Origin of the sequence: Microbulbifer elongatus (assembly GCF_021165935.1) — a bacterium.
Lineage (GTDB): Bacteria > Pseudomonadota > Gammaproteobacteria > Pseudomonadales > Cellvibrionaceae > Microbulbifer > Microbulbifer elongatus.
Window position 1 is genome coordinate 1,852,708 of record NZ_CP088953.1, and the last position, 24,956, is coordinate 1,877,663.

The 24,956-nt window shown below is 59.0% G+C and carries 21 protein-coding genes, 1 other RNA gene and 1 pseudogene; 15 read left to right on the plus strand and 8 right to left on the minus strand.

Going from position 1 to position 24,956, the window contains the following annotated elements:
- Window positions 1-397: 397 nt before the first annotated feature.
- From petA to LRR79_RS07640, 5 genes are all read left to right on the plus strand, one after another.
- Window positions 398-997, plus strand: a complete 600-nt coding sequence (gene petA / locus LRR79_RS07620) for a ubiquinol-cytochrome c reductase iron-sulfur subunit (RefSeq protein WP_231759761.1) — start codon at window positions 398-400, stop codon at window positions 995-997.
- Complete coding sequence (locus tag LRR79_RS07625) at window positions 994-3,195, plus strand: ubiquinol-cytochrome c reductase (RefSeq protein ID WP_231759762.1); 2,202 nt, start codon at window positions 994-996, stop codon at window positions 3,193-3,195. The genes petA and LRR79_RS07625 overlap by 4 nt, the downstream gene beginning before the upstream one ends.
- Window positions 3,196-3,319: 124 nt before the next feature.
- Window positions 3,320-3,949 carry a glutathione S-transferase N-terminal domain-containing protein gene (locus tag LRR79_RS07630; RefSeq protein WP_231759763.1) on the plus strand — a complete coding sequence of 210 codons (630 nt, stop codon included), beginning with the start codon at window positions 3,320-3,322 and terminating at the stop codon, window positions 3,947-3,949.
- Window positions 3,950-3,972: 23 nt separating this feature from the next.
- Complete coding sequence (locus LRR79_RS07635; RefSeq protein ID WP_043317410.1) at window positions 3,973-4,365, plus strand: ClpXP protease specificity-enhancing factor; 393 nt, start codon at window positions 3,973-3,975, stop codon at window positions 4,363-4,365.
- 206 nt (window positions 4,366-4,571) lie between these two features.
- Window positions 4,572-5,195, plus strand: coding sequence for a Yip1 family protein (locus LRR79_RS07640; protein ID WP_231759764.1), 624 nt, complete (start codon window positions 4,572-4,574; stop codon window positions 5,193-5,195).
- A 52-nt stretch (window positions 5,196-5,247) separates the two neighbouring features.
- Here LRR79_RS07640 and LRR79_RS07645 read toward each other — a convergent pair.
- From LRR79_RS07645 to LRR79_RS07655, 3 genes and pseudogenes are all read right to left on the minus strand, one after another.
- A pseudogene (locus LRR79_RS07645) lies at window positions 5,248-6,553 on the minus strand (IS4 family transposase).
- 152 nt (window positions 6,554-6,705) lie between these two features.
- Window positions 6,706-8,742, minus strand: a complete 2,037-nt coding sequence (locus LRR79_RS07650) for a M48 family metallopeptidase (RefSeq protein WP_231759765.1) — start codon at window positions 8,740-8,742, stop codon at window positions 6,706-6,708.
- Between the two features lie 19 nt (window positions 8,743-8,761).
- On the minus strand, window positions 8,762-9,358 hold the full coding sequence (locus LRR79_RS07655) for a LemA family protein (protein WP_231759766.1): 597 nt from the start codon (window positions 9,356-9,358) through the stop codon (window positions 8,762-8,764).
- A 245-nt stretch (window positions 9,359-9,603) separates the two neighbouring features.
- Between LRR79_RS07655 and LRR79_RS07660 the strand changes: the two genes are divergently transcribed.
- On the plus strand, window positions 9,604-10,794 hold the full coding sequence (locus tag LRR79_RS07660; protein ID WP_231759767.1) for an acetyl-CoA C-acyltransferase: 1,191 nt from the start codon (window positions 9,604-9,606) through the stop codon (window positions 10,792-10,794).
- A gap of 97 nt (window positions 10,795-10,891) precedes the next feature.
- Here LRR79_RS07660 and LRR79_RS07665 read toward each other — a convergent pair whose 3' ends face one another.
- From LRR79_RS07665 to LRR79_RS07680, 4 genes are all read right to left on the minus strand, one after another.
- The gene (locus tag LRR79_RS07665) at window positions 10,892-11,491 is read right to left on the minus strand and encodes a BON domain-containing protein (RefSeq protein ID WP_231759768.1); all 600 of its coding nucleotides are present in this window, start codon (window positions 11,489-11,491) and stop codon (window positions 10,892-10,894) included.
- A 3-nt stretch (window positions 11,492-11,494) separates the two neighbouring features.
- On the minus strand, window positions 11,495-12,088 hold the full coding sequence (locus LRR79_RS07670) for an SIS domain-containing protein (RefSeq protein WP_231759769.1): 594 nt from the start codon (window positions 12,086-12,088) through the stop codon (window positions 11,495-11,497).
- Window positions 12,089-12,126: 38 nt separating this feature from the next.
- A complete protein-coding gene (locus LRR79_RS07675; protein WP_231759770.1) occupies window positions 12,127-12,486 on the minus strand; it encodes a YraN family protein in 360 nt (119 codons plus the stop codon).
- Window positions 12,487-12,572: 86 nt separating this feature from the next.
- A complete protein-coding gene (locus LRR79_RS07680) occupies window positions 12,573-14,474 on the minus strand; it encodes a penicillin-binding protein activator (RefSeq protein WP_231759771.1) in 1,902 nt (633 codons plus the stop codon).
- A 35-nt stretch (window positions 14,475-14,509) separates the two neighbouring features.
- Between LRR79_RS07680 and rsmI the strand changes: the two genes are divergently transcribed.
- Window positions 14,510-15,352 carry a 16S rRNA (cytidine(1402)-2'-O)-methyltransferase gene (rsmI, locus tag LRR79_RS07685; protein ID WP_231759772.1) on the plus strand — a complete coding sequence of 281 codons (843 nt, stop codon included), beginning with the start codon at window positions 14,510-14,512 and terminating at the stop codon, window positions 15,350-15,352.
- Between the two features lie 214 nt (window positions 15,353-15,566).
- An RNA gene (gene rnpB / locus LRR79_RS07690) (RNase P RNA component class A) lies at window positions 15,567-15,946 on the plus strand.
- A 221-nt stretch (window positions 15,947-16,167) separates the two neighbouring features.
- Here the strand turns inward: rnpB and LRR79_RS07695 are convergent.
- Window positions 16,168-16,845 carry a phosphoadenosine phosphosulfate reductase domain-containing protein gene (locus tag LRR79_RS07695; RefSeq protein ID WP_231759773.1) on the minus strand — a complete coding sequence of 226 codons (678 nt, stop codon included), beginning with the start codon at window positions 16,843-16,845 and terminating at the stop codon, window positions 16,168-16,170.
- A gap of 591 nt (window positions 16,846-17,436) precedes the next feature.
- Between LRR79_RS07695 and mraZ the strand changes: the two genes are divergently transcribed.
- From mraZ to mraY, 7 genes are read left to right on the plus strand one after another with little or no spacing between them, the layout of a single operon-like run.
- Window positions 17,437-17,880 (plus strand): division/cell wall cluster transcriptional repressor MraZ, encoded by a 444-nt coding sequence (mraZ, locus tag LRR79_RS07700; RefSeq protein ID WP_231759774.1) that lies wholly within the window; start codon window positions 17,437-17,439, stop codon window positions 17,878-17,880.
- Between the two features lie 29 nt (window positions 17,881-17,909).
- A complete protein-coding gene (rsmH, locus tag LRR79_RS07705; RefSeq protein WP_231759775.1) occupies window positions 17,910-18,839 on the plus strand; it encodes a 16S rRNA (cytosine(1402)-N(4))-methyltransferase RsmH in 930 nt (309 codons plus the stop codon).
- A gap of 9 nt (window positions 18,840-18,848) precedes the next feature.
- On the plus strand, window positions 18,849-19,130 hold the full coding sequence (ftsL, locus tag LRR79_RS07710; protein ID WP_231759997.1) for a cell division protein FtsL: 282 nt from the start codon (window positions 18,849-18,851) through the stop codon (window positions 19,128-19,130).
- Between the two features lie 45 nt (window positions 19,131-19,175).
- On the plus strand, window positions 19,176-20,942 hold the full coding sequence (locus LRR79_RS07715; RefSeq protein ID WP_231759776.1) for a peptidoglycan D,D-transpeptidase FtsI family protein: 1,767 nt from the start codon (window positions 19,176-19,178) through the stop codon (window positions 20,940-20,942).
- Window positions 20,939-22,474 carry a UDP-N-acetylmuramoyl-L-alanyl-D-glutamate--2,6-diaminopimelate ligase gene (locus LRR79_RS07720; protein WP_231759777.1) on the plus strand — a complete coding sequence of 512 codons (1,536 nt, stop codon included), beginning with the start codon at window positions 20,939-20,941 and terminating at the stop codon, window positions 22,472-22,474. Before LRR79_RS07715 ends, LRR79_RS07720 begins: the two co-directional genes overlap by 4 nt.
- Window positions 22,471-23,850, plus strand: a complete 1,380-nt coding sequence (locus LRR79_RS07725) for a UDP-N-acetylmuramoyl-tripeptide--D-alanyl-D-alanine ligase (protein ID WP_231759778.1) — start codon at window positions 22,471-22,473, stop codon at window positions 23,848-23,850. The genes LRR79_RS07720 and LRR79_RS07725 overlap by 4 nt, the downstream gene beginning before the upstream one ends.
- A 3-nt stretch (window positions 23,851-23,853) precedes the next feature.
- On the plus strand, window positions 23,854-24,939 hold the full coding sequence (gene mraY / locus LRR79_RS07730; RefSeq protein ID WP_231759779.1) for a phospho-N-acetylmuramoyl-pentapeptide-transferase: 1,086 nt from the start codon (window positions 23,854-23,856) through the stop codon (window positions 24,937-24,939).
- The last annotated feature ends 17 nt before the right edge of the window (window positions 24,940-24,956 follow it).

Sequence of the window (24,956 nt, forward strand, 5' to 3'; positions counted from 1 at the left end):
CAGTTCGCTGCGTGATTGCCGACGTTCGCTCCGGCATTCGCCTTGTATCGATTTGGCATTTTCTTTAACATTGCGCGAATTTCTATCCGCTTGCACTTGGGGTTTGGCCAATTTGTTCTAGGGTCAGGCGAGCGGGCCAGTTGTAGGGGAGTTTCTGTTCAAGTCTCTGATTTCGCGGCAATAGGTGTTTACTGTTGTTGCGCGGGTGCTCTGTTCTCTCTGGTTTTTGGCCACTGAGGTTGCACCGTTGCTACCGAATTGCGGTGATCCCTGGATTACCGCAAAGGGTGGCTATTGGATACTTGGCAGAGGTTTTCCGGAATTTTGGGTTTGGGCCAGTCAGTTTCGGGGTTGCGAATGCGCAACTCACGAGACGCTGTGATGGGAGATCTACGTCATGAGTGATGACGGTGTAAATGTGGGGCGTCGTCGATTCCTGACCGCCGCTACCTCCGTAGTAGGTGGTGCCGGGGCGGTGGGAGTTGCTGTACCTTTTGTCGCCTCCTGGAATCCGAGTGCCAAGGCGAAAGCCGCCGGCGCGCCAGTTAAGTACAATATTGCCAAGCTGGAGCCGGGCCAAATGGTGACCGTCGAATGGCGTGGCAAGCCGGTGTATGTGGTTCGCCGCACGCAGGAAGTGTTGGATAACCTCGTCAAAGTGGATCCGTACCTGCGCGATCCCAACTCTGAAGCCTCTACCCAGCCTTCCTACGTCGACCCGGAAAATCGCGCGATCAAGCCGCAGATTCTGGTGCTGGTTGGCCTGTGTACCCATCTGGGCTGCGCGCCCATGTACCGCCCGGAAGTGGGCACTGCCGATCTCGGCGGTGACCAGTGGCAGGGTGGCTTCTTCTGCGCCTGTCACGGTTCCAAATACGATCTGGCCGGCCGCGTTTATACCGGTGTACCTGCGCCGTACAACCTGGAAGTACCTCCCTATTCCTACGAAGGGGATGACGTAATCGTAATCGGCGTGGATCAGGAGGGCAGCGCATGAACTGGCTAACCGCACTGGGGGACTGGGTCGACCAGCGACTGCCGATCTACCGCGCGTGGGATACCCATATGGGTAAATACTACGCGCCCAAGAACTTTAACCTGTGGTACTTCTTTGGTGTGCTCTCCATGCTGGTTCTGGTGAACCAGCTGCTGACCGGTATCTGGCTGGTCATGAGCTACTCGCCCACCGCAGACGGCGCCTTCGCCTCTGTGGAATACATCATGCGCGATGTGGAAATGGGGTGGATCATCCGCTACCTGCACTCCACCGGTGCCTCCGCTTTCTTTGTGGTGGTCTACCTGCACATGTTCCGCGGTCTGATGTACGGCTCCTACAAGCCGCCCCGTGAACTGGTGTGGATCTTCGGTATGTGTATCTATCTGGTGCTGATGGCGGAAGCCTTTATGGGCTACGTACTGCCCTGGGGCCAGATGTCCTACTGGGGGGCCCAGGTGATCGTATCCCTGTTTGGCGCCATTCCGGTGGTGGGTGAAGATCTGGTGCAATGGATTCGCGGAGATTACCTGATTTCCGGTATTACTCTGACGCGCTTCTTCTCCCTGCACGTGATCGCACTGCCGCTGGTACTGGTGCTGCTGGTAGTGCTGCATATCCTGGCGCTGCACGAAGTGGGCTCCAATAACCCCGACGGCATCGAGATCAAAAAGAACAAAGACGAAAACGGTGTGCCGCTGGATGGAGTCGCCTTCCACCCATACTACACCGTGCACGACCTGGTGGGCGTGGCGGTATTCCTGTTCGCCTTCTGCGTGGTGGTGTTCTTCTTCCCGGAAATGGGTGGTTTCTTCCTCGAGTACGCCAACTTTGAAGAGGCGAACCCGCTGAAGACACCGGAGCATATTGCCCCGGTATGGTATTTCACCCCGTTCTACGCGGTGCTGCGCGCGGTGACCATCGATATCGGCCCGCTGACCGCCAAATTCCTCGGTCTGGTGGCCATGGGTGCGGCCATCGCGATCCTGTTTGTGCTGCCGTGGCTGGATAAGAGCCCGGTGCGCTCCATCCGCTACAAAGGCTGGCTGCCGAAAGTACTGCTGATGGTGTTTGCGGCGATCTTCATCATTCTGGGTTACCTGGGTGTGAAATCTCCGACTCCGGGGCGTAACTTCCTGGCGCAGGTCGCGACCCTGTTCTACTTCGCGTTCTTTGTGACCATGCCGATCTGGACCAATCCGACCACCCGCAAGGGCCTGGCCTCCTGGATTGTGAGCGGCGCCTTCGGTTTCCTGTTCCTGTGGATGGCAGTGGTCAACTTCAAGGCGAGCCTGTTTGTATTCGCCATGGCCATGGTGTTTGCGGTGTTCTTCGCGATTCTGCCGTGGCTGACCAGCCGTGATGTGGTACACCCGGAGCCCGCGCGCGTTACCAGTCCGTCCAGCACCAAATCGTTCATTCTGTTGATGACCGGTATCATTTCTGTGCTGCTGCTGACGTTTGTTCCGATCAAGGCGGTGGGTGCGGAAAGCTCTGTCGAGCTGGATTACATCAAGACCGACCTGACCGACAAACCCTCGCTGCAGCGTGGTGCCAAGTACTTCGTCAACTATTGCATGGGGTGTCACAGTGCCAACTTTTCCCGCTGGGAGCGGGTGGCCACCGACCTGGAGATCCCCAACGAGCTGATGCTGCAGAATCTGGTTCTGGGTGACGACAAGATCGGCGATCTGATGGAGATCGCCATGAAGCCGGAAGACTCCAAAGTCTGGTTTGGTGCCACTCCGCCGGATCTGACCCTGGTGGCCCGCGCCCGCTCACCAGAATGGCTGTACACTTACCTGCGGAGCTTCTACAAAGATGACAGTCGGCCGCTGGGTGTGAACAACAAGGTGTTCCCGAATGTCGGTATGCCCCATGTACTGATGGAGTTGCAGGGGTTGCCAGAGTGCGCCCCGGGCCCCAAGCGCGACCACGGTAAGATCGTGCGCGACGAAATGGGCAACCCGATCATGGATGCCAACTGCGGCAGTCTGAAAGTGGGGGATGTGAAAGGCTCCATGACCGACGTGGAGTACGACCAGGCGGTCTATGATCTGGTCAATTTCATGGAATACATCGCCGAGCCGATGGCAGAGACCCGCAAGCGCGTCGGTTTCTACGTACTGGCGTTTATTCTGGTGTTCTTCATCTTCGCCTGGTTGCTGAACCGCGAATATTGGAAAGACGTGCACCACTAAGCGCAAGCCAGTGACATTTCCGGGTGGTGGGCCGCCGGTATACCGGCATCAGTCCGCCGCCCGTTTTCCGTTTTGTATAGTTGGCCTGGAATCGTTCCGGCCAGTAGATTGAGGTAGTTCCATAATGGGTGTGCCGACCAACAAGCGCTCCTCCATGACCTTCTTTTCTGACGGTCGTTGTCACTTCAGCCATCGGGTACGTATCGTCCTGGCGGAAAAAGGTGTTTCCGTAGAGATCATCGACGTCGATCCCGATGACAAACCGGCGGAACTCGCCGACCTCAACCCCTATAACTCCCTACCCACCCTGGTGGATCGCGACCTGGTGCTGTTCGAGACCAAGGTCATGATGGAGTACCTGGACGAGCGTTTCCCGCATCCTCCACTGCTGCCGGTCTATCCGGTTGCCCGAGCTCAGAGCCGCCAGATCATGCATCGTATCGAGCGCGACTGGTGCCCGCTGGTGGACAAGATTCTGGCAGGGGGCAAAGATGCCGCAGCGGCGCGCAAAGATCTGCGTGACAGCTTTGTGGGTATCGCGCCGATGTTTACCGACCTGCCGTACTTCTTTAACGAGGAGTTCTCGCTGGTCGACTGCTGTATGGCTCCGCTGCTGTGGCGCCTGGACCAGCTGGAAATCGCCCTGCCGAAAACCAAGCAGGCCAAGCCACTGCTGGACTATATGGATCGTCTGTTTGAGCGCGAAGCCTTCCAGCAGAGCCTGACCGAGTACGAACGCGAAATGCGCGCCTGAGGTGCTGATTGAATAAGCCGCCGATGACCTCCAACCGCCCGTATCTGTTGCGGGCGTTTTACGAGTGGATCACCGACAACAAGTGCACACCCTATCTGCTGGTGGACACCCACCTGAATGGCGTGCTGGTACCCCAGCAGCACGTCAATGAGGATGGGCAGATTGTGCTCAACGTGTCGGAAACCGCGGTGATGGGGCTCACCATGGATAACTATGCAATCCGCTTTAACGCGCGTTTTGGCGGAGTGCCTACCGACATTCAGGTGCCGGTAGGTGCGGTGGTGGGGATCTATGCCCGCGAAAACGGTCAGGGAATGGTGTTTGAGCCCGAAGAAACGCCGGAACCACCAGAACCCACGCCGCCGACCACCCTCAAGAAGCCCTCGAAAAAGCCTGCCCTGCGCGTCGTCAAGTAGCGCATCGGGGTGCCGGTCGATACTCCCGTGGGAGGGTCGGCCGGTTCGGCTCTCCTCCTAAATGTCCATTTTTGTCGCCAAATCCCCGACGGGGTGAACTCAATCGCGCACTGGCGTAAAAATTGACGCAGGAATCCTGTTATGCATTGGTGAATTGACCGGGCCCTTCCGATACTGCAATCAAGCGGTGTACAGGAGGACCCCAAGTGAAATTACTGAGCCATACCATTGGCATATTTACCAATCCTGACAAAGAGTGGCAGTCCATCCGCGCGGACAAACACTCGTTTCTGCAGGTTTTTCTGAGCCACGTTCCGATCCTGGCACTGATCCCGTGTATCGCCGGCTATATCGGCGTGACCCAGGTGGGTTTTGAGCTGGGGGGGCATGTGTCCAAACTGACCCCGGCCAGTGCCGGCAGTCTCGCGGTTGTGACCTACCTGGCGTTGTTGATCGGGATTTATCTGGTTGGGGAATTTATCAACTGGATGGCCAAGGCCTACGGTGTCGAAGGGGATGAGCCAACCCGTCACTATGAGGGCACTGCGCTCGCGGTCTTTGTTACCACACCGGTGCTGTTGTCAGGAATTGTGATGATTTATCCCCACCTGTGGCTGGTGGTGTCGGTGATGGGACTGGCAGCGATCTACTCTGTTTACCTGCTGTATGAGGGTATCCCCATTCTGATGAACATGAGTAAAGAGCGCGCATTCCTCTACGCCAGCGCGGTACTGACCATTGGTCTTGTTGGCATGGTCACAATCATGATCTGTTCGGTGATCATCTGGACCATGGGCGTAGGGCCGGTATATCAGCATCACTATCAATGATGCGGATTCCGGGTGGGAGCACACAAAAGCCGGCATTTATGCCTAATGCTGTTCACTTAAGCGGAGCAGCACGACGATTCACCGGATAGCGGGTTTTGCTGATCTTTACCGTCCTCTAAAAACAGGTTCCCAATCCCCGCCCTAAGCTCCGATAAGCGCGCTCCAGTTCTTGATAATGGCTGAGCCGCGGCCATGACAATCAGCTGCGCAGCAATATACTGGCATGCGAACTTAAAGCGTATCCTGGCTGGGTTTCCCCCGTGAGCGACCGCTGCCTGGCTTGCCTCTCGACGTATCACGTTGTACGCCAACAGTAGCCCCCACACTTCCTGATAAACCAGTTCCACGGTCTTGCTACGTAGGGTGACGGCGTTGTGCTGCATGGAACTTTTGATGTCACGGAAGCCGATTTCGATTTCCCAGCGCTCTTGGTAGAGCTTCGCGACGGCTTTAGTGCCGTAAGTATCTGCCGGTAGCGAGGTAAATACCGTTTTGTTTTTGCCATTATGCTTGTAGCTCACTGCTCGAACTTCCCAGTACTCGGGAAGGGCCGGATTGCGCTTCCGAGCCTGGGGGGAGACCTTCATTCGCAGTAGTCGATCATTTTTGTTGTAGACCTCCACTGTCTCACTGACCAGGCCTTTGCGCTCGGGGATCAGCCAGTGGCGTTGCGTGTTCTGATCCGCCCACCGCAGCAAAAGGTCTGCACTCCAAAAACCCTTATCAAACAGGGTTACGGAGGCTTCCGGCACCTGATTCATAAACTCATCGGCCAGGCGTATTTCGCTGCGTCGGTAAGGGCTTAGCTCTGCATTCAGAAGTACATGTGAACGTACGTTCATTAGAGCAACCAGGCGCATAAGAGGGTACGGAGTTTGCCGGTTTGTGCTCGTGTTACCGGAGCCAAAATGATCTCGCAGCTCAGGAGTATCTTGAGTGCGCAACAGCGCGCCATCGACAGCGAGAACTTGCAATCCTCGCCATTCATCTTCGGGGTAACGCTCATGTCCCCAGTGCACCCCGGTACGTTGAAATAGCCACTGAACGGGGTTAGCACCAAGACGCTGTCGCGCCTTTGATACCCCGCTTGGGGCCAACAGGCTATCGTTCGCGAGCCCCTGAGCACAGATATTGAGCCTGCGGGCAACTTCTGAGACCGGTTCATTCCTGAACAGGGCCATGCCCAGCACGAGCCAGAGTACCTGATCGGCGGGAAGTCGACGGCGGCGAATAGTAGCTTGCGAGGATAACTGCAGAGCGGAATCCACCCATTCAACGGGAATGTTCTGGGTGAAGGTACTCAGGTCACAGAAGGACTGGAGGGCATCAATATCGAAGAGAGACTGCTGAAGAGACACAAAAAAATCCGGTTTCCTGATCTGGAAACCGGATTTTCCGGGGCCCCACCTTAGGCTGCAATGCTTAAGTGAACAGCATTACGGCATTTATGCCGGCTTTTGTGTTTTTCGTACCGGCTCAGATCACAAGCCGGTAGCGCTTTTGCGCGTCATCAGCTGGCGCTGGCCGTTTCAGTGGTCGGCACGCCCCCGGCTTGCGGCCGAGACGACGTAAAACATTCGGGAATCGGGGGCATGGGGCAGTCCAGGCAATCGGCCAGGGCCCGGAGCAGTTCCACTTCATTGCCGCCGATTACCCCATCGTGGGCGAGAGTGGTGGCCAGGGCTTTGAGGAGCCCCGGCTTGTGCAGGGGAGAGGTATCCCGCGCGATGGCGACCGCCTTGTCCAGCCGCTGCAGGGAGATGTCTGCGCGAGCGGGCAATGGGGCGGGGGACAGCTTCAGCGCGCTGCAGCCTGCCTCAAACGCGCGCTTCGCGTGCAGATAGTTATCGCAATCGGCGTGGGCCATGGTCGCCAGCAGAAACTGTTGGGCGTCTGCAATGGCCTGGCTGGAGCCTTTGCGGTTACCGAGCTTGCGGTGTTGATCCGGGTTCGTCTCCAGTCCGTGCATCAGAACGCGGTACAGTGCCCACTCCCAGATTTCCACTTTGCCGTCGGCGCGCAACAGCTTGATGACATTGCGTTTGAATATATGAAACTGCTGCGGTGCAAGCGACTTGAGTGCGGGAATGCACAGGTCAATCAGCGGCAAGCGGTAGTGTTGCGATGTGCTGGCGAGTACCGGGGCGAGCTTGTGGAATTCCCGGAGTACCGCGGGGTGGGCAATCTGCGTCAGTAGGGTGCGCTGCGCTTCGCGGTGTGCGCATTGCTCCTCACTTGAACCGCTGTTGCTGGCGTGATCCATCAGCAGGCCGTATACCAGTGCGCGGGCGGAAAATGGATCGTGTGCGGCGGCCTTCAGTGGCGCCGGGATATCCGCCAGTATCGCCTGCCCCAACACATGTTGCTGATGGGTCGGCTGGGCAATGTTGTTGTCAACGACCTCCAGAACTTTCTCCAGCCGCGCCTGATAGCTTTCACCGGATCCGCTGCCTGTGCCCCCATGCATCTGGGAAACCTGTGCCGCGGCATCACCACGCAACGTGGCCGCTGCGGGGGTGGGCGTCGGGCTTCCATCGCCGCTGCCACTCCATTGGGGATCCAGGCGCGAGATACGGGCGTCCAGCGGCGGGTGGGTGGCAAACAGGCCGAGCAGGCTGCTTTTCAGTCCGCTGGCAAAATACATGTGGCTGAACTCGCTGGCATTGGCGGCCTGCAGGCGGGACCCTCCGCTGTGCTGCCCGATTTTTTTCAGGGCGCCGGCAATGCCCCGGCTATTGCGGGTAAATTGCACGGCAGAGGCGTCCGCCAGGTATTCGCGCTGGCGGCTGACCGCAGATTTGATCAGGTTGCCGAAGAAAGTGCCGGTATAGCCAATGACCACCAGCCCGGCGCCAATGCCGAACAGCGCCGCACGGCCCCGGTTATCTCTGCCGCTGCTCCAGTAGCTGCCTCGCAGTAGCCAACTGCCCAGTAAACCGATAATCAGGATGCCGTGCAGGAGGCCAACAATGCGCAGGTTCATACGCATATCGCCATTGAAGATATGGCTGAACTCGTGCGCCACTACACCCTGTAATTCATCGCGGCTCAGCTGCTCGATGCAGCCGCGGGTGAGCCCCACCACCGCATCGCCCTGGGCATAACCTGCGGCAAAGGCGTTGATGGCATCGTCTTCGAGGATGTAGACGTCCGGTACCGGAGTGCCGGAGGCCAGTGCCATTTCTTCCACCACATTGAGTGCCCGCTGCTCGGCGGGGTTTTGCGGGGAGATGTTGATCTTGCGTCCGCCGAGAGACTCTGCAATGGCCTGACCGCCGGCGGACAGCTGGCGCAGCCGAAACAGGCTGGCGAGACCGATAATGGCGGTAATGGTAATCGCGATACCGGCGATGGTGTCCCAGCCCAGGTTGCCGAGCATCGACATCAGCGATGTGTCGGTGGCCGGATTGCGCAGGTCAGAGTAGCCGGTAAGCATCGCCACAAACAGGGTTGTGATGGCAACCAATCCGACGACGGCGGCAAAAAACAGGGCAATCAACAGGGTGCTGTTGCGTCTGGCGCGGTCCTGATATTCGAAAAAGTTCATGGGCGGTACCAGTCCCTGCTCAGAACTCTACGCGCGGAGCGGTCTGAATAACCTCGGAATCTGCAAACTCCAGCAGTTCGCCATTTTCCCGGTGGCCAAAAAAGCCGGCAAAAAAGACGGGCGGGAAGCTCTGGCGAAAGATGTTGTAGCTGGTGACTCCATCATTGAAAGCCTGGCGCGCGAAGGCGACCTTGTTCTCAGTGCTGGTCAGCTCTTCCATCACTTGCTGGATGGTCTGATTGGCCTTCAGGTCCGGGTAGGCTTCCATGACCACATTGAGTCGCCCCAGGGCGTTGCTGAGCAACCCTTCCGCGTTCCCCAGGTCGGCAATGGCCGATGCACTGCCGGGATTGTTTGCGGCCGCCTTCAGGCCGGCGAGGGCGGAGTTGCGCGCGGCAATCACTGCTTCGAGGGTTTCGCGTTCGTGCTTGAGGTATCCGCGGGCGGACTCCACCAGGTTGGGGATAAGATCGTAGCGGCGTTTCAGCTGTACTTCGATCTGGGCAAACGCGTTTTCGTAGCGGTGCTTCAGTGACACCAGCTTGTTGTAGATGCTGATCACGTAGAGTACCAGCGCGGCAATGATTACAAGCCAGATGATGGTTGAAATGTCCATGGGATTCCGGATTCCAGATTGTAGAGATAAAGCCGGTGGAGGGCGCAATTGGCAGATCGGTCAGTGGGATTGATCTGTATCGGTTTATTCCACCATTGCGCCAGATACTACCATGAGCAATACAACGAAGGGTGGATGGTCATCTCATGGTGCACCTGGGTTATAATTCACCACCAAATCTGGACTTGGCGCAATAGTGGTCAGTCATTTGCGGCGATTTCCGTTAAATATGGAGAGAAAACAGCATGAGCGAGCAATCAAACGACCCTGTGGTCATCGTAGGTATCTCCCGCACCCCGATGGGGGCGATGCAGGGGGCCTTGTCCGGGCTCAGTGCGCCGGAGCTGGGTGCAGTGGCGATTCGCGGCGCCCTTGCTGACGCCGGCGTGGATGCGGCACAGGTGGACGAAGTGCTGCTGGGCTGTGTACTGCCGGCGGGCCTTGGCCAGGCGCCCGCGCGCCAGGCTGCACTGGGAGCCGGGATCCCAGAGAGCACACCGACCACCACTGTCAACAAGGTCTGTGGTTCTGGGATGAAAACGGTGATGATGGCGCGGGATGCGCTGCTCGCCGGCGATGCCAAGGTGGTGGTGGCCGGCGGCATGGAGAGCATGAGCAATGCCCCGTACCTGCTGTCCAAAGCCCGCGGCGGTATGCGCCTGGGGCACGGGGAAGTGCTCGACCACATGTTTACCGATGGATTGGAAAACGCCTACGACGGGCAGCTGATGGGCAATTTCGCCGAGAGTACTGCGGACAAGTACGGCTTTACCCGGGAGGCTCAGGACGCCTTTGCCATCGAGTCTCTGGCCCGCGCCAGTGCGGCAATTGAGTCCGGCGCGTTTGAACGTGAAATCTCGCCGGTTACGGTAAGCACCCGCAAAGGTGACCATGAGGTTTCTGTCGATGAAGGCCCGGGTAATGCCCGTCCCGATAAAATTCCGCAGCTGCGCCCGGCTTTCCGCAAAGATGGTACTGTCACCGCAGCCAATGCCAGCTCCATTTCCGATGGCGCCGCTGCTCTGGTGCTGATGCGCGAGAGCGAGGCCAAAGCGCGCGGGGTTAAAGTGCTCGCAGTGCTGCGCGGCCAGAGCCAGTTCGCCCACGCGCCGGAGTGGTTTACCACGGCGCCGGTCTCCGCAATGCACAATCTGCTGGAAAAGGCCGGCTGGCTTGCCGCAGACGTGGACCTATTTGAGATCAACGAGGCCTTTGCGGTGGTCACCATGGCGGCCATGCAAGAGCTCGATATTCCCCATGAAAAGGTGAACGTAAACGGCGGCGCCTGCGCACTGGGGCACCCGCTGGGGGCCAGTGGCGCGCGGGTGATCGTTACCCTGCTGGCGGCACTGGAAAATCGCGATCTCAAGAAGGGGGTGGCGAGCCTGTGTATCGGTGGCGGTGAGGCGACGGCGATCGCGATTGAGCGCCCGTAACGGGTTCGCTCGTTAGAAACAAAAAACGGAGGCAATGCCTCCGTTTTTTGTTTTCGGTACTTACTCTTCTCTAATTTCTTTTCTCTGCTTGAGAAAGTCAGTCGATATACTCCACCGCTTTTACGACTTTCTGCACACCACCCACGGTGCGGGTTTTTTCCGCTGCATTTTCCGCTTCCTGCCGGGTGAGTAGACCCATCAGGTAGACCACGCCATTCTCTGTCACCACCTTGATGCGCCCACTGTCGATTTCCTTGTCGGTCAGCAGCACACTTTTCACTTTGGTGGTCAGCCAGGTATCGCTGGTTCTCGCCAGTACCGATGTGGTACCGCGTACCTGGATCTCATTGTAAACCTGGCGTACGGAATGCACCTGCTGCGCGGTGCGCCCGGCCAGGTTGCGCAGGTCGTTGTTGGATACCTGCCCGGTGAGCAGAATGACACCGTTGAAGCTGGTTACGTCGATATTGGATTCTTTCAGCTCCGGGTGCGCTTTGCGCAGGTTGACCTTGGTGATGGTTTCCAGCTGCTGGTCATCAATATAGGTGCCAAAACTGCGCTCACCGGGATCGGGCTGGATCGGACCGTCGTGGGTGGCATCCAGTACGGTGGCACAGCCGCCCATGACGGCTAGGAGACCGCTGGCCAGGGCCAGCTTCAATGTGGTGGACAGGTTTTTATTGGTGCTCGGTTGCATGGATTACTCCTCGAATCCGCCAAACAGACTGCTATCAATCAGGTCGCACAGGCAGAACAGAATCAATAGGTGTACCTGGTGTACCTCCGGGGCCACCGGCGAAGGTACGCGCAATTCAATATCGTGCACATCGAGCAGTGCGGTACAGTCGCCATCGCCCTCGCCGCCGGTCAGCGCCAGTACCCCCATATCCCGGTCGTGGGCGGCGCGGATTGCCTGCACCAGGTTGGAATCCTGGCCGTCGGTACTGATTATGACCAGCAGATCCCCCGGTTGCCCTAGTGCGCGAATTTGCCGGGCGTAGGATTCCGCCCGGCCCTGCTTGCGTGCGACGGTACTGGTGGTTACCGCATCGCCATTAAGTGCGATGGCGGGCAATCCGGGACGTTCACGCTCGAAGCCGCCCATCAGTTGCGCAGAAAAGCTCTGCGCCAGTGCGCCACTCAGGCCGTTGCCACAGATCAGGAGTTTGTTTTCTGCCAGCAGGGTGTGCACGATCATTTCGCTGGCTTCGGCAATGTAAGGTGCCAAAAGTTCACCCGCATTCATGGTTGCTTCAATGCTGTGGTGAAACAGCGTTACCACTCTCTGTTCCATTTACTGTGTAGTTTCCTGTGGGTGAACGAAGGGTGAGCCTATTGCCCGAAGGCGCCTTGTATCCAGTCGAGTTTCAGTGTGTTGTTGTACCGGTCCTGCTCGATGGTGATGACATCGAAACGGCAAGGGCAGTCCAGACCGCGCATCTGCAGATAACCATTCGCTGTGAGCAGCAGTTTGCGCTGCTTGCGATGATCCACGGAAATTCCAGCGCCGCCAAACATCCGGTTGCGTCGGTAGCGCACTTCCACAAACACCAGTGCATTGCCGTCGCGGGCGATGAGATCGATCTCACCAAAACGCCCGCGAAAATTCCGCTCCACAATGCGCAGGCCTGCGGCAATCAAGTGCCGTTCTGCCTCCGCTTCCATCTGCTTGCCAATGCTTGTGGTGTCCATACGCGTTTTCCAGGCTTTCCGGATCCGTGGAAAGCGATCTTGTTTTCGCCCCGATTAAAACAGGGGTGCGATCGGTTTTACAGGGCTCAGTTGCGCACGCTGCCGTCAGAGAGCCGTGATGGGGCCTGATTCGTGGTGATCGGCACCGGCGCGCCGTTGTCGATTTTTGCCCAGATCTGCTCTCGCACAATCCGTCCATCTGCGGTCAGGCTGAGCGCGCCGGTCAAGCCGTAAACCTGCTGGTCCGGGAACTGCCGCAAAATTGGCAAGCGCGGGTACAGGCGGAAAGCGTCAGCACCGAGCGCATAGAGGCGCGCAAACGCGGGGGCTGGCGCTGCCTGCTTTACAATATTCTGTTTGGTCTGGTTGTCGTCTTCAAAGAGCCAGGGCAGAGCGGTAAACCGCACACCGTTGATATCCCGATCGCGCTGGCGATCCACGTTGCCGGCAAAAACCTGCGAGGTGGCGTACACCGGCAGCTCGCCCGCGTAGAAGAATGACAGCATGGGTTTGATCTGCCGCGCCTGTTGGGGTTGCGCCAGCACAAAAAGCATGTCCACATCGCCGCGGCGGCGCGGGGTGAATTTCAGTGGCGTGGCCAGTTTGCTGCGCAGTGCGCGCTCGCGCTCCTTGCTCTCCGGGATCAGCAGTGCATCGCTCACCAGCTGGGAAAAATTGGTGCTGTCCTTGTAGTTGCGGCTGACACTGACGCTGCCACCGAGGCGGTTCCACTCTTCGGTAAACGCCTGCAGACCCCGTTGCCCCCAGCCGGACTCCGGGGCCAGGATCATGGCCTGGCGATGCCCCTGACGGTAGGCCTGCTGTGCCACCTGCCGGGCTTCATCCTCAATCGCGAGACCGAACTGCACCAGATCATCGGTCAGGCGGCCTTCATCCCCATAGTTGAGCGCAAGGGTGGGGACCGGCAGGCTTTCCGTGGCCAGCAGGTTGGCTACCTTGCTCTTGTCCAGTGGGCCGACAATCGCCTGGGCGCCGTTGTTGATGGCGGTCTGGTAAATCTCTTCAAATGGCTGCTCGGTACCGGTGTCGTAGACCTGTACCTGAGGCGTGGGCGCACCGGCATCCAGGGCGCTGTAGTAGGCGGCCATAAAACCGTCGCGAATAGCGTGGCCGGCAGCCCCAAGGGGCCCGGACAGTGGCAGCAGCAGTGCGACATTCTGCGCCGGCTGCGAAGCCAGCTGCTCCAGTAGCTGCAGAGCCTGAGGCGGATGCTGCACCGCCGTATGCGCCGGCCATTGCTGGCGCCAGCGGCTGAGTGCGGTCAGTTGGGTGCTGATATCGGCCTGGGTGTCGCGCCCCAGGAGCGCCAGTTGGTACCAGGCGCGCATTTCCGGCGATAGGCTCTCTTCTGCGCGCAGGCGCAGCTCTTTGGAGGGCAGCTGGGTCAGCAGCTGCCAGAGGCCGTCGTTATTGGTGTAGGTTGCCTGCTCATCGAGTGGCAAGCCGGCAATGCGCTGGCGTTCCTTGATGCCGCTGTCGATGTCCCCCATCAGGCTCCACAGGTCGGCGCGCAGGTTGCGCAGGGGCAGAGCGGTGGTCGCCGGGATCTGGAACCAGGATTGCTCCAGGCGGGGGGCACTGACCAGATCCAGCGCGGTGAAAAACTCGTCGTCCGCGGCCAGCGCGCTGCCGTAGACATGCGCGTACTGGGCGTACTCGGAATCGGTCAGCTGTTCCGGGTCAATGTTGCTGGCGGTGTCCCTGACCGTCGCGTTATCGCCCAATCCGTATAGAATGGCGGCCGCCTGCAGCTGGGTCTGGTCTTTTTGCGGGGACGGCAGCTGGCGCGCCTCGCTGATCAGGCGCATGGCGCTCTGGCGGTTGGCGGTCAGAGCATCGCCGGGGGCCGCCGGAACCTGCGCGCCGGGCTGGGTGCTGGGTGTCTGACAGCCGGCCAGCGCCAGCGCCAGAGTGCCTGCGGCCAGGCTATTTAAAATGAAGGGGATGCGCCGGGAAAGGGCGGACATATTCTTCTCCCACAAAACTTATTCTGGAGTGAACTATGGGGCTTGATACAGCGGTGCTTTATATCGTCGCGACGCCCATTGGCAATTTGGCGGATATGGTACCGCGAGCCGTTGAAGTTCTACAATCCGCGGATCTCGTGGCGGCAGAAGACACCCGTCACAGTCAGAGACTTTTTTCCCACTTTTCCATCGATACGCCGCTGGTTGCCTACCATGACCACTCGGACGACATTCGTACCGGCAAGATTCTCGATCGCCTCGCCCAGGGGCAGACCATCGCGCTGATCTCCGATGCCGGCACCCCGCTGATCTCCGATCCCGGCTACCGCCTGGTGCGCGAGGCCCGCGAGCAGGGCTTTCCGGTGGTACCCATTCCCGGCCCCTGCGCGTTCGTCGCCGCCCTGTCTGCGGCGGGGCTGCCCAGTGACCGCTTTACCTTCGAGGGTTTTCTCCCAGCCAAGTCCCTGGCGCGGCAGAAAGCGCTTTCTGCGCTGGCCAGTGAAACCCGCACCATGGTGTTTTATGAGGCCCCACACCGGGTGCTGGAGACCCTGGAGGCGATGACCGAGAGCTTTGGTGGGCAGCGCGAGGCGGTGATTGCACGGGAGCTGACCAAGGCATTCGAGACGATTCAGCTGCTGCCATTGGCCGAGCTGGTGGAGTGGGTGAGGGCGGACAGCAATCAGCAGCGTGGCGAGATAGTGTTGCTGGTGCGCGGCGCGGAAGCGGCAAAGGCCTCGGCGTTGGACGGTGAGTCCGAGCGGGTCATGAAGCTGCTATTGGCCGAATTGCCGCCCAAGCGGGCGGCGGCGGTGGCTGCGGAGATTACCGGGGTAAACAAGAAGGTTCTGTACAACTGGTCGTTGTCGCAGAAGTAGCGAAGTGCGACTGCGCTTGGATGCGAAGGTGCTGATGCCGGGTATCGCCTTTTGAGACCTTCGAAAACAGGGATGTTTTCGCAGAGCCCCCATGGATGGGTGCACGGCGTGTCTCAAAAGGCGATACCCGGGAGCAGTGCCGCCACAGGCTCTTTTCGAAGTCGTTAAGGGATTTGGCTTGCATCCTCAGTCAGCGCTCATTAACCTTCGCGCCCGAGTCAGCCAGACAATCGCTGTTTTACTGCTTTCGGGCGGTGAGATGGAGGAAAGTCCGGGCTCCATAGGGTGGGACGCCAGGTAACGCCTGGGGGGCGCGAGCCTACGGAAAGTGCAGCAGAGAGTAGACCGCCGATGGCCCGCTTTTGCGGGTACAGGTAAGGGTGAAAGGGTGCGGTAAGAGCGCACCGCGCGGCTGGTAACAGTCCGCGGCACGGTAAACCCCGTTCGGAGCAAGACCAAATAGGCCCCCGATAGCGCAAGCTTGTAGGTGTGACCCGCACTGGGGGCGGGTAGGTCGCTTGAGGTGTCTGGTGACAGGCATCCCAGATGAATGATTGTCCGCGACAGAACCCGGCTTATCGGCTGACTCGACTTATTTCTCTACAGCGGTGACGCGATTGTGCTGCTGGTTCAATCAAGCGGCGGTGGTACTTGAAAGGCCCGGTGGCGGTGCTGCTACCGGGTATGGCCTTGCGAGACACGAGCTAGGCGCCCCCCCTCAACCCATCCCTAGGGGCTCTTCCGCGACATCCCTGTCGCAGAAGGTCTCGCAAGGCCATACCCGATATCAGCCCCTTCGCGTCGACTATTGGGTGTTACTTCTGTAGCAGCAACCCACACTCACGATGCTCCTCACCCTTCGTCGGGTCGAAGTACACATCGTTGTCCGGCAGATCGTTCTCGTAAACATACTCTTCCACATCAATCTCCCTGAGGTGGAACATCGGCGCTACGCGAATGGTGCCGTGGTTGCCCTTGGTGAACACATCCAGCCCTTTGCGGTGAGCGTTCTGGTCGTGGCGGATGCCGTTGAGCCAGACGTCCGGCTTCAGCTCCTGCATGGCGCGGTTGAACGGCTCCAGCTTCACCGTGCGGGAGAAGAAGTCGTGCTCCGGGGTATCCAGCGGCGGGATGCCGCCGTACACCGCGTTGTAGTGGGCTGCGGACATTTTTGGCGAGTAGGTGTACAGGTTCAGGTCCAGCAGCTTGATGACCTTCTCGATATGGCGGTAGGTCTCCGGCGTGTTGTAGCCGTGATCCACCCAGATTACGGGAATATCCGGCTTGGCGCGGGTGACCAGGTGCAAAAAGGCGATGGCCAGGGGGCGGAAGTTGGTGAAGACCACGGGATTTTCGGCTTCCGCAATGGTGAAAGCCATGATCTCGCTGGGCTTGCTGTCTTTAAAGCGCTGGTTGAGCGCGTCCAGATCGGCACCGTGATGGAAGGTGCGCGTGGGAGCGCTCTGTTTGCTCAGTCCGGCGGATAGGCCCATGTCGATCAATTCCTGCTGAATTTTGGATAGGGCAAAGCTACAGCGTGTCGAAGTCCATTAAAAATAATAAAAGCTGATTTTTATATGCCTCTCTGTTCTATCCGTGGTTGCACCCCGGCAAAACCGCTTCTGTCGGTCCAATGATAGGGCGTGGCGCCCGAGTCCGCGATTGGCGCAATTTTCCCTTGCGTGCAGAGGTGGTTGGCGGGTTCCTGTAAGTGTCTGCTCACTTTTGTGGTTTTCGAGGCTGCTCATGGGGCTCGCGGCGGAAGTTAAAGTGAATTATCAAGTTGGCAAAGTAAGTGCTTGCTTTGCTGCTGTTTTGCACAGTTTCCCCTCTGTCTGAAATGTGAACACTTCGCCTGCAGGCCGCGAAAATACTGGGTCTTTTCCGTGTTTATCCCTTCTATTTCCTTGACTTTGTTGCGTCCAGATTTATAGTGTCGTAGGTGGAGAAAAGTGGAAGTTTGTGGGGCAAAGTGGGGCGAATGTGGTGGTGAGTGGTTATTTACGCATTCTCACGCCGCCCGGTGGCAAAAAGTGCCAGCCCGCAAGAACAACATTGGTTACCAACTGAGTAAACGCTGATCCATGTATCTGGGCAGTCACGCAATCAATATGGACGCCAAGGGGCGTCTGGCGATTCCGGCGCGAGTGAGAGACTCGCTGCTGGAAGATTGCGGTGGTCGCCTGGTTGTGACGGCGCATACGGAAGAGCGCTGTCTGCTCGTCTATCCTGATGCCCAGTGGCGCGAGATTCTTCCAAAGATCGAGGCGCTATCCAGCTTTAACAAGGTGGCGCGTCGCGCCCAGCGACTTTTGATCGGTTATGCCTGTGAGCTGCAGGTGGACGGCAACGGCCGCGTACTGATCCCGCCCACCCTGCGTGAGTATGCGGGGCTGGAAAAGAAGTTGATGCTGGTGGGGCAGGGGAAAAAGCTGGAGTTGTGGAGCGAGGACCGCTGGATGGACTGGCTCGACGACAGTGAGGGGGATGGTGAGATGCCAGAAGAGATGGCTTCTCTCTCCCTGTAAACAAATTCAATCAATCGCAGGAGAACGGGGTGTCCCAGGATCTGCATCGCAGTGTGTTGTTGCGCGAGGCTGTGGACGCCCTGGTGGTGGATCCGGGCGGCTTGTATATCGATGGCACGTTTGGGCGCGGTGGTCACAGTGCGCTGGTGCTGGAGCAGTTGAGCGATGCCGGCCAGCTGGTGGCGGTGGATAAAGATCCGCAGGCCGTTGCGTTTGCCCGCGAGCGCTTTACCGCAGAGCCGCGTTTTTCCATCTGGCACGGCTCTTTTGCGGACATGGATCAGGCGGTTGCCGATCGTGCGGGGCAGGTAGCCGGAATTCTGCTGGATCTCGGGGTGTCGTCACCCCAGCTGGACCAGGCGGAGCGCGGCTTCAGCTTTATGCAGGACGGCCCGCTGGATATGCGCATGGATACCAGCCGCGGGATGAGCGCCGCGGAGTGGGTGAACACCGAGTCCGAAGAAGAAATGGCGCGGGTGTTCAAAGAGTACGGCGAAGAGCGGTTTGCGCGGCGTATGGCGGGGGCCATTGCGCGGCGGCGGGCGGAGCGACCATTTACGCGAACGCTGGACCTGGCGGAAGTGGTGAAAGCGGCAAACCCGGCCTGGGAAAAAGGCAAGCATCCGTCCACTCGGGTATTTCAGGCGATTCGCATCCATATAAATGGAGAGCTGGACGACCTGTATCAGGCTCTGGACAAGTCGTTGACACTGCTGAAGCCCGGTGGTCGTCTGGTGATTATCAGCTTCCATTCACTGGAGGATCGCATTGTGAAGCGGTTTATCCGTGATCAGGAAAAGGGGCCGCAGCTGCCCCGTGGTCTGCCGGTGATGGACAGTCAGATACGCAAGACACTGCGCTCCATCGGCAAAGCGGTAAAGGCCGAAGCGGAGGAAGTCGGTGAAAACGTCCGCTCACGCAGCGCCGTGATGCGGGTTGCCGAACGGTTGGCGGATTGATCATTGGCAATGGTGGCGCGCACAGGTAACAGGTGGTGGATAGTCAGCCTCTGGGGGCTGGTGATGGTTTCCGCTCTGGGGGTGGTGCACACCACGCACCAGAGTCGGGTGCTGACGGCGGAGCTCGAGCAGGCGCAGCGTTATCGGGACGAACTGCGCTATGAGCAGGAGCGCCTGCTTCTGGAGCGGGGCGCCTGGTCGGCATACAGCCGCATTGAGCAGGTGGCGAAAGAACAACTGAATATGCATGCGCCCAAACCATCGGAGCGTGTGTTGGTCACTGCGAATTAGTCGCAAGCAATCGGATAAGAAAAGGGAATCAGGGAAGCCTCAAGCATGGGTGCCGTGAAAAAGCAGCAGCAACAACAGCAGCAGGGGATCGCCCGCTGGCGCTTCGCGCTGGTGGCGGGGCTGCTGTGCGCGCTTGCCGCAGCACTTGTGGTGCACCTGGCCGGTTTACAGGTGCTGCCGGAGCAGGACCGGGGATACCGCTTCCTGCAGGACCAGGGGCGCGCCCGAACCATCCGCACTGAAGAGATCGCCGCCTATCGCGGCAGCATTGTGGATCGCAATGGCGAGTTACTCGCCGTTAGTACTCCGGTGCACACCATCTGGGCCAACCCGCAGCTACTGAAGGAGGCGGATGCGGCGCAGCTGCGGAATCTGGCTGCTGCGCTGGATACACCACCGGCACGGCTTGCCAAGCGTCTGGAAAAGTATCGCAACAAAGGGTTTATGTACCTGCGTCGGCATATGACGCCCGAGGGCGCACAGAAAGTGCTCAGTCTGGATCTTGCCGGGGTCTACAGCAAAAAAGAATACCGTCGCTTTTACCCTGCCGGTGAAGTCACGGCGCAGTTGCTGGGCTTTACTGATATTGACGATCTCGGGCAGGAGGGGCTCGAGCTGGCCTACGAGCAATCGCTTGCGGGGGAACCCGGTAAGCGGCAGGTCGTCAAGGATCTGAAAGGTCGCACCGTGCGGGATCTGGCGGTGAAGCAGGAAGCGCGCCCGGGGCGCGATCTGCAACTCACGATTGATATGCGTCTGCAGTATCTGGCGTACCGCGAGCTGAAAAAGGCGGTTGCGGAAAACGGCGCGGCCTCCGGCTATATGGTGATTCTGGATACCCGAACCGGTGATGTGTTGGCAATGGCCAATCAGCCCTCGTTCAACCCCAATAACCGCGCCGGGGTCAAAGCGGCCGCCATGCGCAACCGCGCGCTGATCGACCAGTTTGAGCCGGGCTCCACCATCAAGCCGCTGACCGCTCTGGCCGCGCTGGAAACCGGGCGCTGGCAGCCGCATACCCGGATCAATACCAGTCCCGGCTATATCCGCCTGCCGGGTAAGACTCTGCTGGATCCCGTGAACTATGGCGAAATTGACCTGACCCGGGTCATCACCAAATCCAGCCAGGTGGGGATTACCAAGGTGGCGATGGATCTCGAGCCGGAAACCCTGCGTGGGTTGTTTTACCGGTTGGGGCTGGGCGAAGCGGTTGGCAGCGGATTCCCCGGGGAGGCGCCGGGAATATTGCCAACCCGGGGACGATGGCACCCCATTGAGCTGGCCAACTTTGCTTTCGGCTACGGTTTAACAGTGAACGCAGTGCAACTGGCGCAGGCCTACAGTGTCGTCGCGAACGCCGGGCTCAAACGCCCGGTTTCGCTGATTCTGGAACCCGGAAAAACGCCTCAGGACGCTGACCGGGTGGTGGAATCCGAGCTGGCAAGGGAAGTCACCGCCATGCTCGAAACGGTAATCGGCCCGGAAGGAACCGGCCGGCACGCAGCGGTAGAAGGTTACCGGGTGGCCGGTAAAACCGGCACCGTACACAAGGTAGGCAGCGAAGGTTACGCGGACAACCGCTACCGCTCGGTGTTTGCGGGGTTTGTGCCGGCGGATAACCCGCGCCTGGCGGCGGTGGTGGTGATCGACGACCCCACCAGCACCAAATACTACGGCGGTGAAGTCGCTGCGCCGGTGTTTGGAAAAGTGATGACTGGCGCCATGCGTTTGCTGCAGGTGCCACCGGAGAAAATCGCGCCGGCTGAGCAGCAGTTGGCGACGCAGCTGGACGAGAGAGGTACTACATCGTGACCCAGCGGAATCAGACACAAAATGGCGCCGTATCCCTGGCTACCCTGGTGCCGGGCTATGCCGGTATCCCCGATATTGCCGTCACCGGCGTCGCTCTCGATAGCCGTCAGGTACAGGCGGGCGATGTATTTATGGCGTTGCGCGGTACGGTGGTGGATGGGCGTGAATTCATCGACAGTGCCATTGCCGCAGGCGCCGCCGTGGTTCTGGCGGATGGCGAGACGCTCGGTAGCGAGGAGCGCAATGGTATTCAGATTGTGTCCGTACCCGGCCTTGCGGCCCGGGTCGGCGAAATAGCCGCGCGTTTTTACGGGAATCCCAGTGCTTCCATGTATCTGGTCGGGATAACCGGTACCAACGGAAAATCCACCTGTGCATATCTGACCTCGCAGCTTTTGGCGGCACACTTTGGTCGTGCTGCGGTCATGGGCACGATCGGCAACGGTGTATGGAAAGACGGCGACGTCGAGCTCGTGGATACCGGCCTGACTACCCCCGACCCCGTGCGTCTGCAGAAGGATTACGCCGAATTCTATGTCCAGGGTGCCCGCGCCGGTGCCATGGAAGTGTCTTCCCATTCCCTGGCTCAGGGGCGTGTGCACGGGCTGGAATTTGATACTGCGGTATTCACCAACCTGACACGGGATCACCTGGATTACCACGGCAATATGGCGGCTTACGGCGCTGCCAAAGAAAAGCTGTTTGGCCTGCCAAAGCTAAAGCGCGGCGTAATCAATATCGACGATCCATTCGGAGCGCAGATGGTGGAGCGCTGCAAGCTGCGCGGTCTGAAAACCATTACCTACGGGCTGCAGTCCGGCGACTTGCAGATCCGGGATCTGAAACGTCTGGACAGTGGCTTTTCCGTGCACCTGATCACCCCGTGGGGCGAGGGTGAGCTGAGAGCGCCCTTAATCGGTGACTTCAATATTCACAACGCGCTGGCGGTTGTCGCCGCAGCGGGTGCGGCAGGTATGCCGCTGGAAGCAATTCTGACCGCTTTTGCAGACATTCGGCCGGTGCCGGGGCGCATGGAGCGTGTGGTAGTTGATGGCGCGGAGCAAATCAGTGTCCTGGTGGACTACGCCCATACCCCGGATGCACTGCGCGCAGCGCTGGAAGCGGCGCGCCCTTACTGCCGCGGAAAATTGTGGTGTGTGTTCGGGTGTGGCGGCGACCGGGATACTGGCAAGCGTGCTCCCATGGGGCGAATTGCGGTGGAGCTGTCCGACCGGGCAGTGGTGACCAGTGATAACCCGCGCAGTGAAGATTCACAGAAAATTATCGACGATATCCTGCAGGGTACCGATGGCCTGCAAAACGCGGCTGAAACTACCTGCGCAGTGAAAATCGACCGCGCGGAAGCTATCGCGTATGCCATCGCGCAGGCTGCGCCCGGCGACATTGTCCTGATTGCCGGCAAGGGGCACGAGGACTACCAGCTGGTTGGTGGTGAAAAGTTGCATTTCTGCGATCGCGAGCAGGCAACTGCCGCACTGCAGCAGCGCATCACCGCAGGGAGCGAACAATGATCGCGCCACTCTCACTGCAACAGCTGCAACAGCGTTTCGGCGGCGAGCTGGTCAATGGCTCGGTGTGCTTCGATGCGGTGTGCACGGATACACGCAAGCTGGATGCCGGGGCCCTGTTCGTGGCGTTGCGTGGTGAGAACTTCGATGCACACGATTTCCTTCCCGCCGTAGACGGAAAGGTGCTCGGTGTCGTTACCGAACAGCGCCTGGAAAACTCCACCATGCCCCAGTGGATTGTGGCGGATACCAGTATTGCACTTGGACAGATTGGTCGTTTGTGTCGAGAGCAGTTCAACGGTCCGGTGATCGGTATTACCGGATCCTGTGGAAAAACCACAGTGAAAGAAATGATGGCGGCGATTTTCGCTCAGCGCCACCGGGTGTGTGTGACAAGAGGCAACCTGAACAATCACTTCGGTGTGCCCATGACCCTGTTTTCCCTGTCACCGGAACACGAAGTTCTGATTGTGGAAATGGGAGCCAGCGGCCCCAATGAAATTGGCTACCTGTGCGGGATTGCCAGGCCCGGCATCACCGCGGTCAACAATGTGATGCCCGCGCACGTGGAAGGTTTTGGATCCGTGGATGGTATTGCGACCGCCAAGGGGCAGATCTATACCACCCTCGATCCAGGGGGCGTGGCGGTATTGAATGCCGATGATAACTACGCGGATTACTGGCGCGGTGAAATGCCCGAAGGGGTGCGCGCCCTGGAGGTGGGCTTTGGTCACCAGTGTGCAATTCATCCGGTCAATATCCAGATGGATGCACTGGGGTGCGCAGCCTTTGACCTTGTGGTCGAAGGCGTGTCCCATCCGGTGAAACTGCAGGTGCTGGGTGAACACAATGTACACAACGCTCTGGTGGCAGCGGGCTGCGCTCACGCGGCCGGAATCCCGGTTGCGGAAATCGCCAGTGGCCTGAGCGCGGCCAGCGGTGTGGGCGGGCGGATGCAATCACTCCCAGGCCGCAAAGGAGCGACAGTCATTGATGACAGTTACAACGCCAACCCGGGTTCGGTCAGTGCGGCGATTGAGCTGCTGGCGCAGCGCAATGGCAAAAAGGTCCTGGTGCTCGGGGATATGGCAGAGCTGGGGCCCGAAGCAGACAGCGCCCACCGGGATATGGGCAGACTGGCCCGGGAGCGCGGTATCGATCAGTTGTTTACCCTGGGCACTTTGAGCGGCGCCGCGAGTGTGGAGTTCGCCGCCGGTCGTCAACACGGACAAAGAAATTTTTCCGAACGCGAGCCGCTGATTGAAGCGCTGGCCTCGGAACTGGATGAAAGCACCACTGTGCTGGTGAAAGGTTCCCGCAGTGCGCGAATGGAACTGGTTGTGCAGGCACTGACCAACGGGAATCAAGAGAAGGTTTAACCCATGCTGCTTTGGCTGGCTGAATATTTACAACAATTCGAAAAAGGCTTCGCGGTCTTTGACTACCTGACCGTGCGCGCAATTCTCAGTGCTCTGACGGCGCTGGGAATATCCCTGTTGGTAGGTCCTCGCATGATTACCTGGCTCAACCGCCTTCAGGTCGGTCAGGCGGTGCGGGATGATGGACCGCAATCCCACCTGAGCAAATCCGGCACACCCACGATGGGTGGCACCCTGATTCTTGCGGCGATTTTTTCCGGAGCCTTGCTCTGGTCTGACCTGAGTAACCGGTTGGTGTGGGTCACCTTACTGGTGACTTTCGTGTTTGGCGCCGTGGGCTTTGTGGACGACTACAAAAAAGTGGTGGAGAAGAACTCCCGGGGGTTGATCGCCCGCTGGAAGTATTTCTGGCAGTCGGTTGCCGGCCTGGGTGCTGCCATCTATCTGTACATGACGGCCACCTCGCCTGCGGAAACCCAGTTGTTTGTACCTTTTTTCAAGGACGTGGCGATTAACCTGGGGCCGGTCACATTTATTCTGCTGACGTATTTCGTCGTGGTGGGATCCAGTAACGCGGTAAATCTGACCGATGGCCTGGACGGCTTGGCCATCATGCCTTCGGTAATGGTCGGCGGTGCTCTGGGTGTCATTGCCTATCTGGTAGGCCATGTGGAATTTGCCACCTATCTGCATATTCCGTCCATTTCTGGTGCGGGTGAGCTAGCGGTGTTCTGTGCTGCACTGGGCGGTGCCGGGCTCGGGTTTCTCTGGTTCAACACCTACCCGGCACAGGTATTCATGGGGGATGTAGGCGCTCTCGCACTGGGTGCTGCCCTCGGCATTATCGCGGTCATTACTCGCCACGAGATCGTGTTGTTCATCATGGGTGGTGTTTTTGTGATGGAAACTGTGTCGGTCATCCTGCAGGTCGCATCTTTCAAATTGACCGGTAAGCGCATCTTTCGCATGGCGCCACTCCACCACCACTTTGAATTGAAAGGGTGGCCGGAGCCGCGCGTGATCGTACGCTTCTGGATTATCACCGTGGTACTGGTGCTGGCTGGGCTGGCAACGCTCAAATTACGTTAAGCAAACACATTCGGGAA